15 protein-coding genes and 1 riboswitch are annotated in these 16,449 nt (G+C 37.1%); of the genes, 9 read left to right on the top strand and 6 right to left on the bottom strand.

Features of this window, described 5'->3' with window-relative positions; translation table 11 throughout:
• Complete coding sequence (locus tag DM558_RS08570; protein WP_109702111.1) at positions 1 to 960, bottom strand: AAA family ATPase; 960 nt, start codon at positions 958 to 960, stop codon at positions 1 to 3.
• A gap of 147 nt (positions 961 to 1,107) precedes the next feature.
• Positions 1,108 to 1,683 (bottom strand): UPF0149 family protein, encoded by a 576-nt coding sequence (locus DM558_RS08565; protein ID WP_407644313.1) that lies wholly within the window; start codon positions 1,681 to 1,683, stop codon positions 1,108 to 1,110.
• A 153-nt stretch (positions 1,684 to 1,836) separates the two neighbouring features.
• Between DM558_RS08565 and recQ the strand changes: the two genes are divergently transcribed.
• The 6 genes from recQ (at position 1,837) to DM558_RS08535 (ending at position 8,890) form a co-directional block, all read left to right on the top strand.
• Positions 1,837 to 3,954 carry a DNA helicase RecQ gene (gene recQ, locus DM558_RS08560; RefSeq protein ID WP_127163482.1) on the top strand — a complete coding sequence of 706 codons (2,118 nt, stop codon included), beginning with the start codon at positions 1,837 to 1,839 and terminating at the stop codon, positions 3,952 to 3,954.
• Positions 3,955 to 3,963: 9 nt separating this feature from the next.
• Complete coding sequence (locus tag DM558_RS08555; protein WP_127163480.1) at positions 3,964 to 4,671, top strand: tyrosine-protein phosphatase; 708 nt, start codon at positions 3,964 to 3,966, stop codon at positions 4,669 to 4,671.
• Between the two features lies 1 nt (position 4,672).
• Positions 4,673 to 5,149 carry a DUF2726 domain-containing protein gene (locus DM558_RS08550; protein ID WP_127163478.1) on the top strand — a complete coding sequence of 159 codons (477 nt, stop codon included), beginning with the start codon at positions 4,673 to 4,675 and terminating at the stop codon, positions 5,147 to 5,149.
• 111 nt (positions 5,150 to 5,260) lie between these two features.
• Entirely contained in the window at positions 5,261 to 5,821 is a 561-nt protein-coding gene (locus DM558_RS08545; RefSeq protein ID WP_127163476.1) for a hypothetical protein, read from the top strand.
• Between the two features lie 551 nt (positions 5,822 to 6,372).
• Positions 6,373 to 7,539, top strand: a complete 1,167-nt coding sequence (locus DM558_RS08540; protein WP_407644312.1) for a DUF1624 domain-containing protein — start codon at positions 6,373 to 6,375, stop codon at positions 7,537 to 7,539.
• A 10-nt stretch (positions 7,540 to 7,549) separates the two neighbouring features.
• The gene (locus DM558_RS08535) at positions 7,550 to 8,890 is read left to right on the top strand and encodes an OprD family outer membrane porin (protein ID WP_127163474.1); all 1,341 of its coding nucleotides are present in this window, start codon (positions 7,550 to 7,552) and stop codon (positions 8,888 to 8,890) included.
• Between the two features lie 33 nt (positions 8,891 to 8,923).
• Here DM558_RS08535 and DM558_RS08530 read toward each other — a convergent pair whose 3' ends face one another.
• From DM558_RS08530 to DM558_RS08520, 3 genes are all read right to left on the bottom strand, one after another.
• Entirely contained in the window at positions 8,924 to 10,198 is a 1,275-nt protein-coding gene (locus tag DM558_RS08530; protein ID WP_127163472.1) for a mechanosensitive ion channel family protein, read from the bottom strand.
• 168 nt (positions 10,199 to 10,366) lie between these two features.
• Positions 10,367 to 11,398, bottom strand: coding sequence for an ABC transporter permease (locus tag DM558_RS08525; RefSeq protein WP_228411718.1), 1,032 nt, complete (start codon positions 11,396 to 11,398; stop codon positions 10,367 to 10,369).
• On the bottom strand, positions 11,388 to 12,422 hold the full coding sequence (locus DM558_RS08520; protein WP_127163470.1) for a quaternary amine ABC transporter ATP-binding protein: 1,035 nt from the start codon (positions 12,420 to 12,422) through the stop codon (positions 11,388 to 11,390). Before DM558_RS08520 ends, DM558_RS08525 begins: the two co-directional genes overlap by 11 nt.
• 312 nt (positions 12,423 to 12,734) lie before the next feature.
• On the opposite strand from DM558_RS08520, the gene DM558_RS08515 reads away from it, so the two are divergent.
• Positions 12,735 to 12,944, top strand: coding sequence for a cold-shock protein (locus DM558_RS08515; protein ID WP_109702119.1), 210 nt, complete (start codon positions 12,735 to 12,737; stop codon positions 12,942 to 12,944).
• Positions 12,945 to 13,105: 161 nt separating this feature from the next.
• Positions 13,106 to 13,942 (top strand): M48 family metallopeptidase, encoded by an 837-nt coding sequence (locus DM558_RS08510; RefSeq protein WP_127163468.1) that lies wholly within the window; start codon positions 13,106 to 13,108, stop codon positions 13,940 to 13,942.
• A 43-nt stretch (positions 13,943 to 13,985) separates the two neighbouring features.
• Here the strand turns inward: DM558_RS08510 and DM558_RS08505 are convergent, their stop codons facing one another.
• On the bottom strand, positions 13,986 to 14,600 hold the full coding sequence (locus DM558_RS08505) for a TMEM165/GDT1 family protein (protein ID WP_407644289.1): 615 nt from the start codon (positions 14,598 to 14,600) through the stop codon (positions 13,986 to 13,988).
• Positions 14,564 to 14,744, bottom strand: a riboswitch (yybP-ykoY riboswitch). Its footprint overlaps the gene before it by 37 nt.
• A 132-nt stretch (positions 14,745 to 14,876) precedes the next feature.
• Here DM558_RS08505 and xseA point away from each other — a divergent pair.
• Positions 14,877 to 16,259: an exodeoxyribonuclease VII large subunit gene (gene xseA, locus DM558_RS08500; protein ID WP_127163466.1), complete on the top strand. Its 1,383-nt coding sequence runs from the start codon at positions 14,877 to 14,879 to the stop codon at positions 16,257 to 16,259.
• Positions 16,260 to 16,449 lie beyond the last annotated feature (190 nt).

Genomic DNA, 16,449 nt, shown 5'->3' with positions numbered 1-16,449 from the left:
TTAAGCTACAGGAACATCTTCAAGAATTCGTTGTATTACTTGGTCGGCCGTAATACCTTCCGCTTCTGCTTCAAAGGAAAGTATTAGGCGATGACGTAAGATATCAAATAAAACGGCTTGAATATCTTCGGGACTAACAAACTCACGCTCATTTAGCCATGCATGAGCACGTGCGCAGCGATCAAGTGCAATTGTTGCACGTGGACTGGCGCCATAACTGATCCAATCAGCTAACTGTGCATCATAATGAGCTGGGTTACGTGTTGCCATGATGAGTTGAACGAGATACTCTTCAACTGCATCAGCCATGTACAACTCCATGACTTCCTTACGTGCATCAAAAATAGCTTGTTGGTTGACTTTTTGTTCGGCGCGAGCTTCACCGTTTAAAGTTTCGTTACGCATTAAGTGTAAAATTTGGCGTTCAACATTGGATTCGGGATAGCCAATTTTTACATGCATTAAAAAGCGGTCAAGTTGTGCTTCTGGTAAGGGATAAGTTCCTTCTTGTTCTATTGGGTTTTGAGTTGCCATAACCAAAAATAATGGGGGCAAGGAATAGGTGTTGTTACCAACGGAAACTTGTCTTTCTGCCATTGCCTCAAGCAGTGCAGACTGCACTTTTGCAGGAGCACGGTTGATTTCATCGGCTAAAATAAGGTTTCGGAAAATAGGCCCTTTTTGAAATTCGAATGTGCTATTGTCAGCACGGTAAATTTCGCTACCTGTAATATCTGCAGGCAGTAGGTCGGGTGTAAATTGGATTCGCTGAAAACTAGCATCCATGCCTTCTGAAAGCTCTTTGATTGCTTTTGTTTTTGCTAGTCCTGGTGCTCCTTCAACAAGGATATGCCCATCCGCTAATAAAGCAATTAGAAGACGATCTACAAGTTTTTCTTGACCCAAAATTTGATTGGATAAAAACTGACGAAGTGCCAGTATCGCAGCACGGTGTTGCATGAATAACTTCCTTAATCAATATAGGAGTATCTGTAAAATGGGTAATGATTTTATCAATAAAAATAGAGAAGATGGCAGTATTTATCGATGTTATCTTGCAACAAATTATTAAAAGACTGGTTGAAAGCCATCCAGCCTTTAGTTAAGTTAGTGATTATTTTTTAGTAATACAGGCTTTTCATCGGGTGCATTACAAAGTAAATAAAGCGCTGTAAGAAGCTCAGGAATACGCTCAAGCATATCCGCTATTAAATCAGTATCTTGGCTTATTTCAGCAAACTCAGGTTGTTCTTCAAACAGTGTAGAACCAACCATAATAGGGAGTAGTAATTCGCTGACTTCATCTTCGCCTTTAGAAAACCAGACTTCTTCATTTAAAAAGACGCCTTCCATAAAGCCCATGCACCAACCATTAATTTCTGAGTCTTCTAAGTCTTCACCTGGGTCAAGCTCGCAGGGAATTGTGAGCTCTTCTTCCGATGAAAGCTCTCTTGAAATTTGTGCTTTTAAACCAATGAGTGCTTTTTCAATTTCTTGACGTTGTTCGTCTGATTGAAACTGTGGGTTCTCACCAAATAAAATTGCTAACCATTCCTGATCAGGGATAGTCTCTGTAGAAATACATAATGCTGTCAGATAACCATGTGCTTGGACGTAGGTCATCATTTCTTCATGAGTATCTAGATCCAAAAAAGTTTGCAATGAAGTATTAGTATTCATCATAAATGACATAGAGCCTTACCTGTTATATATTGGTTTAATCAAGCTATAGTAGAACAAATTCATATTTTTTTCATGTCTTTTATTCAATTTATGGTTATTTATAGCCTAAATCATGAGGTATTTGTATAATCTCGTTGTTATAGTGGAGCATTTATGTATAAACGAGCATTATCCATCCTTAAAAATACCTTTGGTTACGACTCATTTCGTGGACAACAGGGTGTTATTGTTGAGCATGTTGCTAAAGGATGTGATGCTCTTGTTTTAATGCCTACAGGGGGCGGTAAATCAATTTGTTTTCAGCTGCCTGCGTTATTAAGGGATGGAGTAGCTGTTGTTGTCTCCCCATTGATTGCGTTAATGCAAGATCAGGTTGATACGTTAAATGAGCTTGGTGTAAAGGCCGCTGCGTTGAACTCATCGCTTTCAGCCCAAGAGCAACGAACCATTGCTAAGGAGTTGTTAGCGGGAGAAATTAAGTTTTTATATGTCGCTCCCGAGCGTTTAGTACAGGAACGGATGCTAAATTTTTTACGCCAGCTACCTTTAGCCTTATTTGCTATTGATGAGGCACACTGTGTTTCTCAGTGGGGACATGATTTTAGACCAGAATATTTACAACTTGGTGAGTTGGCTAAGTTGTTTCCTACTATCCCCCTTGTTGCGTTAACTGCTACTGCTGATACACGAACACAGCAAGAGATTATTGAGCGTTTACACCTAAAACAAGCCAAAACCTTTATAGACAGTTTTAACCGCCCTAATATTTTTTATCAGATACAGGCTAAAAATCAGCCTAAAAAGCAGCTATTAAATTTTTTAAGTGATAAACATGACCAAGCGGGGATCGTGTATTGCATGTCTCGTAAGCGTGTCGAAGAGACTGCTGAGTATCTACAAGATCAAGGATATTTAGCATTACCTTATCATGCAGGGCTTTCAAATAGTGTTCGGGCAGCAAATCAGAACCGTTTTTTGAAAGAAGAGGGCATTATCATGGTGGCAACTATTGCCTTTGGAATGGGGATTGATAAGCCTAATGTCCGTTTTGTTGCGCATTTAGATCTACCTAAAAGTTTAGAAGCATATTATCAAGAGACGGGGCGGGCTGGTCGTGATGGTTTGCCTGCTGAAGCATGGATGGTCTATGGGCTACAGGATGTGTTGTTTAATCAGCAACTGGTTGTACAGTCTGAGGCCAGTGAACAACATAAGCGAGTTGAGCTCTATAAGTTGCAAACTATGTTAGGGTTGTGCGAAGAAATTCGTTGTCGTCGCCAAGCCTTATTAGCCTATTTTGATGAAACATTGGCTGAACCCTGTGGGTATTGTGATAATTGCCGTGATAATGTGGAAACGTGGGATGCTACTGAGGCGGCTCAAAAAGCGTTGTCTGCTGTTTATCGTACGGGACAGCGTTATGGAGTAGGACATCTGGTGGATGTGCTATTAGGGCATAATACGGAGAAGGTCACTGCATTGGGGCATCAGCATCTTTCTGTTTTTGGTATTGGCCGGCTACACTCAGATAAAACCTGGCGCACACTGTTTCGTCAAATGATTGTTCGCGGACTTGTTGAAATAGATTTAGATGGTTTTTCAGGATTACGTCTAACTCCCTTGGCAAGGCCTGTTTTACGTGGTGAAGAGCATCTACAGTTACGTGTAGATCAGTCAGGGCAAAGGTCTGATAAGCCAAGGACTGTGATTCATCAAATTCAAGAGGGTGAGAAAGAGCTTTGGGAGGCACTCCGCATCTTACGCCGTCAACTCGCAGATGAACATAATGTGCCGCCCTATGTTATATTTCATGATGCAACGCTATTGGAAATGGTGCGCATGAAGCCTAGAACTTTGGGTGATATGGCCATGATTAATGGTATAGGAACGCATAAGTTAGAAAATTATGGTAAGGTGTTCTTAGATGTGATTAATGGGCAAGAAGTTAGTGATTCAAGAGCACAGGATATTCAATATGAGGTAGTTGCATTAGCGCGTGCAGGGATGAGTGTTCAACAGATAGCACAGCAGCTAAATTGTTCACGCAAAGTTGTTTATCGTACATTGGCGACAGGAATCCGCCAGCAACAACTCTCGTTAGAACAAGCTATCGATCTACCCGAAAATTTGTTGGATAAAATTCAGACTAGCTTTTTAGAAGATGAAGGAAAGTTAAGTTCTGTGCCAAAAGTTTATAAACAACTAGGCGGGCAAGTTGAAGAGGGAATTTTGTATTGTGTTCAATCGGCATTGGCTGATATGTTTCAGTAGGAGTTTTGTGTGGAAAAAATTGTTAATATGCGTACATTGGGTGGTCTTGTTAATCAACAAGGTATGCAAGTAAAATACAATAAATTATTTAGATCAGGGAACCCCAGTGTTGCTAGTGATTCCGATTGTGCAGTATTAAAACAACAAGCCATTGATGAAATTATTGATTTTCGGAGTGATGTTGAAAAGAAACCGTCAGAGCAAAGTTTTGCGCAGCAATTTAATTGGATTGCGCAGCCGATTTTTACAGGAAACTTAGAAGGTTTATTAAGTCATGACTTAACTCGAGAAATGGCTAGTCAGGCAATGTGTAATATTTATCGGCGTTTTCCGATAGATTTTCAACCGCAGTTTCATTATTTATTAAAGCAAGCAGAGTCTGGTAAGACATTACTTTTTCATTGTACAGCGGGTAAAGACCGCACTGGATGTGCTGCACTGTTATTGCTGTCAGCGCTAGGTGTTGGATTTGATATTATTTTACAAGATTACTTGTTTTCAAATGAAGCAATTAGTGGGTTAAAAAATCAGGTTGTTGGCTTTGCTGATAATCGAATTAGCGAAGAAGCTTTTCAAGCTATTCTTGAGGTAACACCAGAATATTTAGACAATGCATTAGCTGTCATTAATAAAAATTATGGCAATGTTGAACACTATTTACAGCATACGCTGGCAATAGATGTTAAAGCAATTCGTCAACATTATTTAGAGAATTGAATTGACTATACATTTTGACGGCATCCATCTATTGTCATCTATTGTGGTAGCAGTATTGGTAGTAGCGGTTGTTTTTGCTTTAGTAAAGAAAGTACAAAAATGGCCATATTATGCTGTGCCTGTTATGTCGAATATAGAAAAGAAGTTTTATTACCAATTAGTGAAAGCTTTTCCTCATTATCACATATTGGCACAGGTACAATTATCTCGAGTTATTCGTCCTCCAAAAAATAGACATGAATATAAGTGGTTAAATAAAATATGGCGGATGAGTTTAGATTATGTGATTTTAGACAGCCATTTAGATACATTAGTTGTTATTGAGTTAGATGATCGTACCCATTTAACTCAAAAGAGAAAAGAGGCAGATGAAAGAAAAAGTAAAGCATTAAAAGCAGCAGGTCTGCGCCTAATCCGCATCAGGACTAATAGTATACCAACTCTTGATGAGTTGAAATATTTGGTTAACCGTGGCTAGCATGTTATATTTTAAAAAAGATGTCATAATTAGTGAGTTACTATGATTGGCATAAATACATTATAATTGTATGTTATATTCATTTTTTGCTTGATTAAGGAATGTTTAGTTTTGCAACAACCTACAGAACAAAAACCTCTCTCTTTTATCGATGTGCTTACGCGAAATTTATTTTTATTTACAGCGATGTGTATTTGTATCGGTTTTGGGGTGGTTGTCAGCTTGTTAAGAATTGACTCATTAGACAGTTATATCTTTCAAATAAAATCAAGCCGGCTTGATTTTATATTTTTCGTAGGAATGGCGGCGTGTTATTTGTCACTATTATTTATTTCAATAAATCGAGCTTGGGTCAACTTTGTAGTACAAGTTTTAACATCAATCATATTATTTATTAGTTTGCTATTTATTTTTAGCCCATCTTTAAAAGTAAAAAGCTATTTATTTGATCATTATGTCGAGTTTTCTACACGGTCTTGGCACCGTATCTCTGTGCTACCAATTGGTAAAAAGTGTATTTTTAGTAAGGTTAATGATACTAATAAAAATACATTTTCATTAATGCATAATGTTTTTTTACCAAGTAGTTGTAGTTACTATTTTTTTAGTTTTGTGTTTACATCTTATTCGACATCACCAATGGATAGTTTTATAAGAACGAATGAAGAGTAAGCGATATAATGGGATTAAAAATATTAAGCAAAAAAAAATAACCTTATAAAAGGTTATTTTTAAATAATAAAACATATTTATATAATAATAAAAAAATGTCGTTACTCTCAAGATACTCCCAATAATAATCTCTTTGCTTTAAAACAGTCTCAGACTGTTTTGTCTACTTAATCCCTGTAAACAGACCTTGACATCCATACCACGCCTTAACTCCTGTTTCCATGCAGGCCTCGCTTTTGCTATCCTAAGCAAATAATCCCTGTTTAGAAGTACTATACTAGAGTAACGACAATCCTTTGGCATCCCGTAATCCTAATACTTTAAAGATGCCTTGTAACTCTTAGTTGTGTTTATAATACCAATGTATTTTATGTTGGTAAAGTCTTTTCTTTGAAATTGTGATGTTCGTCAAATAATATGGGTTTAAATATATTATTTTTATTGCAGAGTTTTGTTTTTATACATTTTATTTTTATAAAAAAAAGATTAAAAGTGTTTTATATTTTTTATCTTCTTTTTTGTTATGTTATATTGTAACATAATAAAAATTTATAGAGGGAGGAATAGATGTGACTGCTAAACCAATGCAACGCCTATTATCAATTGATATGCTAAGGGGGCTTGTGATCATGATCATGTTACTTGATCATGTTAGAGAAACTTTTTATTTACACCATCAAATGAGTGATCCTGTAGACGTTAGTCAAGTTGAACCAGGCTTGTTTTTTAGTCGAGTGTTGGCTCATATCTGTGCGCCTGTATTTGTTTTCTTAACAGGGTTGTCCGCTTTTCTCTATGGTCAAAAATATCAAAGTAAATATATGGCTGCCAATTTTTTATTAAAAAGAGGGATATTTTTAATTATTTTAGAGTTAACATTGGTGAATTTCGCATGGACATTTCAATTTCCCCCTACAACGTTATATTTACAAGTTATTTGGGCTATTGGCATTAGCATGATTGCTTTGGCAGGGCTTCTTTATCTGCCAAGGGGACTACTTTTTATTGTAGGTATGGTCATTATTTTAGGCCATAATTTACTGGATAGTATTCATGTGCAGTCTAGTTCTAGCTGGTATATCCCTTGGGCTATAATTCATGAGAAAAACTGGATAGAAATAGGCGGTAGTCTGAGGATTAGGACTACTTATCCTGTATTGCCTTGGATTGGTGTGATTGCCATAGGCTACACTTTTGGACCGTGGTTTACAAAAACAACAGTGGCGGCGGTGCGTCAATACCGACTCAAATTAATAGGCTGGAGTGCTATTGTATTTTTTATTGTTTTACGTTTTATGAATATTTATGGTGATAAGCCTTATTCAGTTGGTAACAACTTCTTAGAAACTTCGATGAGTTTCTTCAATATTACTAAATATCCACCCTCATTATTATTTATAAGCTTAACCTTGGGGGTAGGGTTGTTATTGCTCCGCTTATTTGAGCGCCACCAGGACAGTAAATATCTAAAGTATTTGGCTATATTTGGTAGTGTACCAATGTTTTTCTACTTGTTACATCTGTATGTCTTAAAGTTTTTATACCTAGGTGCGGTGGCATTGTTTGGAAAAAACCAAGGGGATTACTTTGGATTTGCGCACTGGTGGTCTATTTGGATTTGCACCATAATCTTATTAGTGGCTTTATATCCTCTGGTATTAGCATTCTCAAGATATAAGGCGAATAATAAAGATATTACTTGGTTAAAGTATTTTTAATTGGTCTACCATGAAAAATAAGATATTATTTTCGTGTGGATTATTGCTAGGCTGCCATAGCCTAGCCACCAATGCTACACAGCAAGAAAGTTCGGGATTTTTGGAGGACAGTACGGTATCTGTTTTAAATCGTACTGTTTATGATTATCGAAATTATCGGCATGGAGATACGAATAGTGCCGCTCGTAATAAATATAAGCTAAAAAGTCATCGAAATGACTATGCTGAGGAGTGGGGGTATGGCCTGATGACAAAATTTGAGTCAGGTTTTACTCAGGGTACTTTGGGCGTGGGGATGGATGCATTTGGCTTTTTTGGTTTAAAGCTAGACAGTGGTGGTGGGCGTGCTGGCAAATCAAGGCTTTTAGCGGTAAAAAACGATGGGCATGTTCGTAGTAGCTTTGAGCGGTTTGGGGCTGCAGGCAAGTTACGGTTTTCCTCTACAGTAATAAAATATGGGATTCAACAGCTTAAAACCCCTATTTTTAGTACATCAGATAGCCGCTTGTTACCCGAGTCCGCGACAGGATGGCTGGTGACAAGCCAAGAAATACGCCCACTAATACTACAGTTGGGGCATTTTACTGCTGCAGCTGATCGTAATGCATCTTCTTCAACGAATGATTTAGTTATTAATTATGCAAATCCCGCGATGAAAAAAGGAAAAAGTTTTGATTTTGTAGGAGGGAATTATGCGTTAACGGATCAATTTAACCTATTGAGTTATGTAGGTCGTTATCAAAATAATTGGTACACATATTATATTGGTAGCGGTTATCGGTTGCCTCTTAATGAGACTCAGGCGATAAAATTTGATTTTAATTTATATCATAGTAAAGACTATGGTAATGCTAATGCAGGTAAAATTAGTAATACTACATGGAGCTTTATGACGAGTTATGTAGTGAGCTACCATCAATTTTCTATTGGTTATCAACGAGTTAATAGTGATACGCCCTTTGATTATGTGAGTCGTGGTGCAATTTGGTTAAATAATGCCGCCCAGTTATCTGATTTCAATGCACCTCATGAGCGTTCTTGGCAATTAGCCTATCAATTAGATTTAGCTATATGGGATTTAAATGGTGCTTTATTTAATATTGCTTATATTAAAGGTGATCATATTGATGGTACTCGGATGAGTAAACAAAGCGCTTATTATTGGCTAGGGTATGGTAAAAATGGACAGCACTGGGAGCGCGATATTAGTTTGCAATATAAAGTGTCTGAAGGTTTTGCTAAAGATTTAAAAATATCTCTTCGCTATGATGTGCACCGTGCAAATAGGGCGCAAGCAGAATTAAATACTGATCAAATCAGGGTTGCTGTTGAGTATCCTTTGGTTTGGTAAAAAAAGGGTGAAATGAATCACCCTTTGAGCATTTTAATGTTGTGGTGGGGTATCCATTGTAGCTGTCGTTTGCAATGCATTAACAAAGCGAATAGATGTAGTATCTAATCCATTTGAACTTTGGAACACCTGTAAACCAAACTCAGGCAAGATAGCTAATAAATGGTCAAATATATCAGACTGAATACTTTCGTATTCTTTCCACACGACCGTATTTGTAAAACAATACAGTTCTAAAGGAACACCCTCAGTTGTTGGTTCTAACTGACGAACGATAAGTGTCATACCTTTATGAATTCTAGGGTGATCATGTAGATATTTCTCAATATAAGCCCGAAAGGTACCTAAATTGGTAATGCGTCTACAGTTTAGTTTTAAGTCTCCACCGTATTGTTTGTTCCACTCTTCAATTTCTTTGTCTTTATCTGATAAATAGTTTTTGAGCAAGTTAAAACGTCTTAAATGCTCTTCCTCTTCAGTTGTTAAAAAGTGAATACTGTTTTGATTGATAAAAAGCCTTCTTTTAATGCGCCGTCCACCAGATTCTTGCATTCCTTTCCAGTTTTTAAAAGACTCCGATAAGAATTTTTTGGTTGGAATAGTGGTAATAGTTTTATCAAAGTTTTGTACTGTAACGGTATGTAATGCAATATCTTTGACATCGCCGTCAGCATTAACTTGTGGCATTTCAATCCAGTCACCAACACGGATCATGCCGTTAGATGAAATTTGTACGCTAGCAACTAAAGATAATAAAGTGTCTTGGAATACCAACATGAGTACAGCAGCCATTGCACCCAAACCAGATAATAGAATAATAGGTGACTTATCAATTAATGCTGCAATCATTAATATAGAAGAAACGGCATATATAAAGATTTTAATAATCTGTATATAGCCTTTTATGGGTTTGTTAACTGCATCAGGGCGTCTTTGCCAAAGAGTGTTAACAATATCTAAAATATTACCAACAGCAAGTGCTAAAGTTAATATGATGAAAGCAGAGCAAATATTGTGTACGATTGAAATCAATGCCTCAGGTAAACCAGGGATAGCTTTGATACCCAGAGAAAGAACCATAGCAGGGACAACATTGGCTAACCGAGCAACAACATCATGATTTATAAGAATATCATCGTTTCTCAAAACTGTAGCTTTAAGTGCTTTTTTTATACCTTTGACGAGGATACGCTTAACAACAAAGTTAGCAACCCACGAGATAATAATGAGAGATATTAAACAAATGATCGTAAAAATAATTGGGTATTCTTTTAACCACGCAATCATGTCATTATAGTATTGAAGCATATTGATCCTTTTCTTTCTTAATATCTAGTTAATGCGAGTATCTAGTTTAGCATAATGGGGATGATATAAAAACCCTATAGCAATATTAGGGTTTTTATAGTGCAATGAATTTATTGACTTATTTTGTTTTTGTTCTGTGGCAAGTGTTGTAACTTTAAATGTAAGGAACTAATTATCCTGTAAGTTATGGAGTCTTTCTTTAATCCACTCAATACGGCTTTTGCGTTTATCTAATTGTGATCGACCAAAGCTTTCAGTAATACGATCAAGAATAACTGCCAATAAAACAACGGCTAGGCCACTTTTAAATCCTAAGCTTATATTTAATGTTGTTAAGCTCTTATTAACTAGCTGGCCTAAACCCTCAACACCAACCATTGAGCCAATAATAACCATAGATAATGACATCATTAGACATTGATTAACCCCTGTCATGATGGAAGGCATTGCATTAGGCAGTTGTACTTTAAATAGCAGCTGCCAATATGTACAACCAAAAGAGCGACCAGCTTCCAATAACTCCCTATTTACTTGGCGAATACCTAAATGTGTTAACCTTACTGCTGGCGGCATTGCAAAAATGATTGTTGCAATAATGCCGACACTGTAGCCAATATTGAATAAAATAGTGGCAGGAATCAGATATACGAATGCTGGCATAGTCTGCATCAGGTCAAGTACTGGGCGTATAATGTATTCAACATATCGGCTTTTGGCCATACAAATTCCTAGAGGAATACCAATAATTAAGCTAATAAGGGTAGAATTCAGAATAAGCCCTAAGGTGATCATCGTGTCATCCCAATAACCTAAAGGTTTCCCTAGTTCATATAAAACATAGGGGAGGTAAAGATATGAAATTGCAGAGAGCACATAGGTTAGTTTGTTTCGCTTTAAACTAAGCAAGGCTAGCCAAATCGCTAAAATAGTTAGCTCCCAAAAGCCATTGGCAAATCCATATAGAATTAGTAACAGCGACAGTGCGGTAAAAATGGCAAACCGATAACTTACACGCCAAAAAGCAAAGCCTACAAAAATAGCAATGATCAGCCAAGGAGGAATAAATAACAAAAAAGCTTCCATGCTTTTGCCAATATATTCCAATGAGTTCCCTACATTGTCAAAAAAAGCACTGCAATTATTTCGTAGAAAGTCAATGCCATGTTCAACAGCTTCTCCTAAGTCAAACTCAATGATCATTGCTCGCTCCATATAATGTATTGAGAACTTCTGCTTCAGAAATATAGCCACAGTGCTTGTTGTGTTCGTCTACTACTAATAGTGCTTTTTTATTCATGACTAAGTTTTCAATAACTTCTGATAATAAAGTTTGGGCAGCAATTGTTGCATTGGGTATGGGAGTATTATTAGGTAATGGAATAGCAATATCAATGGCTTTAATAAAACGTGTTGTATCAATGGTATCAAAAAAACTACGAACATATTCATTGGCTGGATTGGTAATAATCTGCTGAGGTGTGCCCACCTGTACTAAGCAGCCATCTTGCATAATGGCAATACGAGAACCTATGCGTAATGCTTCCTCAATGTCATGAGAAACAAAAACTATAGTCCTTTGATGCTCTTTTTGTAATTGAAGGAGTAAATCCTGCATTTCACGGCGTTTTAAAGGATCTAAGGCAGAAAAAGCTTCGTCCATAATTAAAATAGACGGGTTTAATGCTAATGCCCTTGCTAAACCCACACGTTGTTGCATTCCTCCCGAAAGCTCGTGGGGGTACTTTTGTGCAAAATTGGCTAGCCCCATTTGTTCTAATACTTCTATAGCGCGTTTTAGTCGTTCTTTTTTCTTGACCTTAGCCACCTCTAATCCAAAGGCAGTATTACCCAAAGCTGTGCGATTAGGAAGTAAAGCAAAAGATTGAAAAACCATGCTCATTTCATTGCAACGTAGATGAATAATTTCTTTTGTACTTAATTTAAAAATATCACGATTATCAATTAAAACTTCGCCTACTGTCGGTTCATATAGGCGATTAATTAAACGAGCGAGTGTAGATTTCCCTGAACCTGACAATCCCATGATAACGAAGATTTCCCCTTCATTAATTTCAAAGGAAACATTATTAATTCCAACTAATAGTTCTTTCTCTTCAAGGATTTTTTCTTTTGACCAACCTTGCTGTAAAAGTGGTATTGCATCGCTTGGGCGATTACCAAAAATTTTATAAAGATTACGAATCAGTATTTTGGGAGAATGCATTAATTACTTTGCACCTTTTTAATATTAATAAACTACAATCAGTTTATTATACTGAATTTATCTAAAATAGATATTGTCCTTGATATTGTTTAGATAAAGACACTAAGTTAAAAATAGTTGCATTTTTCTTGATCTCAGTAGCTATTTTATTGTGTAACATTTTTTATACTATACGTGGGTTATTTTTGAAGGGTACGACGCAGCTAGTTTTTCCTGAATTAAATTGCAGTAAAGTTGGTGAGGTCATTTTTTCCTAGAAATATCCACTTAGGCCTATTAAGGTATATTAATTATAAAAAAATGGAGTCATTTATGGCAGAGCGTGAAGTTGGTACTGTTAAATGGTTTAACGATGCTAAAGGTTTTGGATTTATTGTACGTGAAAATGGAGCAGATGTTTTTGTTCATTATCAGGCGATTCGAGGCGACGGCCATCGTTCTTTAACTGATGGTCAAAAAGTTGAATTTTCAGTAACTCAAGGTCAAAAAGGTCTTCAAGCAGAAGATGTAGTAAAAGTATAAGTTTTTCATTTAAAAATCTTCACTTAACTTAATTAGGTGAAGATTTTTTATTTGTAAGGCAATTATTTGTTACAAAGTTAAAAAGAAACTATAATGTTCCCAGCTCATAAAGTGAATTATTGAGTACTAATGATTTTTAAAAGGTTTAATAGGGGATACGGATGAAAAAGTTATTAAGTTGTTCTGTTTTAGCTATTGCTTTGGGCGTTACGGGTTGTACCTCTACTAATACAACCAATGGCGGTGCTGTTGGAGTCGATAGAAAACAATATATGTTTAGTATGGTTTCAGAGGAGGAGGTCAACAATACCTATGCTAAAGCCTATGCAGAAACATTACAAGACGCTCAAGCCCAGAATGCACTTATAAGCAAAAATGATAAACAAATGAAGCGATTACAAGCTATTGCTGATCGTTTGATTGCACAAGTAGGAACTTTCCGTCCAGATGCTAAAAACTGGAAATGGGAAGTCAACTTAATTAATAGTGATGAAGTTAACGCAAACTGTGGCCCTGGTGGAAAAATTATTTTCTACACGGGTATTATTAACACCTTAAAGTTAACAGATGATGAAATTGCTGCTGTCATGGGGCATGAAATTGCTCATGCACTACGTTCACATGGACGCGAAGCAATGTCAAAGGCTTATGGTGTTAGTGCTGCAAGTGAGGTGGCTGGCTTATTTGGTGTTGATACCACCAATGTTAACTTAGCACAAACGGGTGTTAATTATTTAATGACTTTACCTAATAGCCGTACCAATGAAAATGAAGCTGATTTAATTGGTTTAGAGTTGGCTGCACGAGCTGGTTATAACCCTGAGGCTGCGGTGACTTTGTGGCAAAAGATGAACAAGCTAGGAAGTTCTGGCCCAGAGTTTATGAGTACTCATCCATCTAATGATAATCGTATTGCTTCATTACAAGCAGCGATACCTAAAGTGTTACCACTTTATGAGGCGGCTAAAAAAACTAACTCAACTACAACAAAAAAATAATGAATTGGTTATAAAAAGGCTCATCACTGAGCCTTTTTGTATTTTATGCTGTCAATGCATTGTAAGCTGCAAACCCTGCCATACTGATAAATATTAAAGAAGCTGTAATGTGTATGGCTCTTAAGGGTAGTTTAGTAGCACTGAAGTTACCAATGAGAACCGCGGGCACATTGGCGATCATCATTCCAACTGTTGTACCTAAAACAACCCATAATAACGATTGGTATTGAGCTGCTAACATCACTGTTGCAATTTGAGTTTTATCACCCATTTCTGCGAGAAAAAATGCGATAAAGCTAGTTAGGAACGGGCCAAATTTTTTCATGATAGAGTTATTTTCTTCATCATCTAGTTTATCAGGAATTAAAATCCAAATAGCCATTGCTAAAAAGCTAACCACTAAAATCCAACTAACGATAGAAGGAGTTAAGAAGGTTGTTAAAAAATGGCCAATTGCACCCGCCATTAAGTGGTTGATTACCGTAGAGGCGAGCATACCTAGAATGATGGGAAGAGGTGCACGAAAACGAGCGGCTAAAACTAAGGCTAGTAATTGTGTTTTATCACCGATCTCAGCTAGTGCAACAACACCGGTAGAAACAAGAAAGGCTTCCATGTGATATCCAAAAGGGTGGGGCAATTTTTCTATGACACGCATAATCTGCCCACCCAAAAAGTCAGATTATTCATGTCATAGGTCTTGTCAAACCAATTGGTCGTTTACACCATGATCAAGTTGATCAAGTATGTTGATGCAAACCCAGTTTTGTAAAACTGGAGACTACTCCCCTAAGACGGTTCGTATTCTGCCTTAAATAAACTTTAATTGGCAAGTATTAATTTTGAATTAAATTATTTACTCATGATATTTGAGAGAGTATTCCCATTCGTGGTTTAATGGTGCGGTCGATTTTAAAACATAAAGTGTTTATCTATGACCAATGATCCTTTTAGTCGTTTATCTGTTAATCAAGAAGTTTTAACAGTTACCCAGTTAAATCGTTGTGCTCGTACAATGCTAGAAGAAGTATTTTCTGGCGTGTGGGTAGTGGGGGAAATTTCTAATTTAGCTAAACCCGCTTCAGGGCATATTTATTTCACACTAAAAGACCATGATGCACAAATACGTTGTGCATTATTTAGACAAAATGCGCTTAGAGTGAGGGAAGTTTTACGAGATGGCTCCTCTGTAAAAGCTTATGGTAAGGTCTCCCTTTTTGAGGGGCGTGGGGATTATCAACTTATTATTGAGCGTTTAGAACCTGCAGGTGATGGATCACTGAAGTTAGCTTTTGAGCTACTACAAAAAAAATTATCGGAAGAGGGCTTGTTTGCTGCTGAGATCAAAAAAACTTTACCTGCTCATCCTAAGCGAATAGGAATTGTGACTTCACCAACTGGTGCGGTAATACGTGATATTATTAGTGTCTTTAAGCGTCGTGCCCCTCATATAGAGCTAGTACTAATACCTACAGCTGTGCAAGGTAAAGAAGCTACTTTTCAAATTCTTAAAGCGCTGGCTTTAGCAGATAAACAGCAGTTTGATGCTATTATTCTTGCCAGAGGAGGGGGCTCATTAGAGGATCTATGGTGTTTTAATGAGGAAGCTGTTGCACGAGCTATTGCTGATTGTGAAACACCGATTGTCAGTGGGGTTGGGCATGAGACAGATGTAACTATTGCTGATTTTGTATCGGATGTTCGCGCACCTACACCTTCAGCTGCGGCTGAGTTGTTGGCGCCTCATCATCAAGATTGGCTTTTTACGCTAAAGCAATTGCAACAACGATTAGAGCGTAGTATTAGGCAAAGTCTTACTCAGTACCAAATTAAAATAGAGGGGTTATTAAAACGCTTACGTTCTCCTAGCCAACAGTTACAACAACAAACACAGCGAGTAGATGATTTAGAGTTACGTTTAGTTAGAAGTTTTCAGCAGCAGCGTTTAACCCGTCAGAGTGCGTTGAATCAACTTGAAAGTAGGCTGCTAGCACAGCACCCTCAAAAACGGTTACAAACAATAGCGCAACAGCTTAATACAGCAGAACAGCGGCTATTACGAGTAATGCAAGAGAAGTTGAAGTACTTACGAATTCATTTAACCACACAAGTGCAAGCTCTACAGATTATCAGCCCGTTGGCGACGTTAGAGCGTGGATACAGCATTGTACTGAGTGAGCGTAAAGAGGTGATACAATCAGCAAACCAAACTACTGTAGGGCAGGACTTGACCGTTAAGCTCAGTAAGGGAGAGCTAAAAGTCAGAGTAATCGATAATCAGTTAGACCCTGTTAATTTATCATTGCTTGATGGTTAGTTCGAAACGAATTAGTGTCGCTTTAGTTACCTCGTTTATTTAGTGGCGGCAGTATTAAAACTAAAGTGCTTATAAATTAGTTAGTCTGCTGAGTTATGGTTAAGGTATTGTTTTTGAAGAAAATAGTTGGTACTGCTTGGGGTGAAACGGTAAGTGTACATTAGGACAATAGAAGATTTGGCCTTGTTTG

This window comes from Entomomonas moraniae (assembly GCF_003991975.1).
Taxonomy (GTDB): Bacteria; Pseudomonadota; Gammaproteobacteria; order Pseudomonadales; family Pseudomonadaceae; genus Entomomonas; species Entomomonas moraniae.
The sequence above is the reverse complement of the archived record's forward strand: the minus strand, read 5'-3'. Positions and strand labels throughout refer to the sequence as shown.

Bases quoted from the DNA above. Each gene is read 5' to 3' on its own strand.
- DM558_RS08570 (WP_109702111.1), bottom strand. From the start codon at position 960: ATGCAACACCGTGCTGCGATACTGGCACTTCGTCAGTTTTTATCCAAT.
- DM558_RS08565 (WP_407644313.1), bottom strand. From the start codon at position 1,683: ATGATGAATACTAATACTTCATTGCAAACTTTTTTGGATCTAGATACT.
- recQ (WP_127163482.1), top strand. From the start codon at position 1,837: ATGTATAAACGAGCATTATCCATCCTTAAAAATACCTTTGGTTACGAC.
- DM558_RS08535 (WP_127163474.1), top strand. From the start codon at position 7,550: ATGAAAAATAAGATATTATTTTCGTGTGGATTATTGCTAGGCTGCCAT.
- DM558_RS08530 (WP_127163472.1), bottom strand. From the start codon at position 10,198: ATGCTTCAATACTATAATGACATGATTGCGTGGTTAAAAGAATACCCA.
- DM558_RS08525 (WP_228411718.1), bottom strand. From the start codon at position 11,398: ATGATCATTGAGTTTGACTTAGGAGAAGCTGTTGAACATGGCATTGAC.
- DM558_RS08520 (WP_127163470.1), bottom strand. From the start codon at position 12,422: ATGCATTCTCCCAAAATACTGATTCGTAATCTTTATAAAATTTTTGGT.
- DM558_RS08515 (WP_109702119.1), top strand. From the start codon at position 12,735: ATGGCAGAGCGTGAAGTTGGTACTGTTAAATGGTTTAACGATGCTAAA.
- DM558_RS08510 (WP_127163468.1), top strand. From the start codon at position 13,106: ATGAAAAAGTTATTAAGTTGTTCTGTTTTAGCTATTGCTTTGGGCGTT.
- DM558_RS08505 (WP_407644289.1), bottom strand. From the start codon at position 14,600: ATGCGTGTCATAGAAAAATTGCCCCACCCTTTTGGATATCACATGGAA.
- xseA (WP_127163466.1), top strand. From the start codon at position 14,877: ATGACCAATGATCCTTTTAGTCGTTTATCTGTTAATCAAGAAGTTTTA.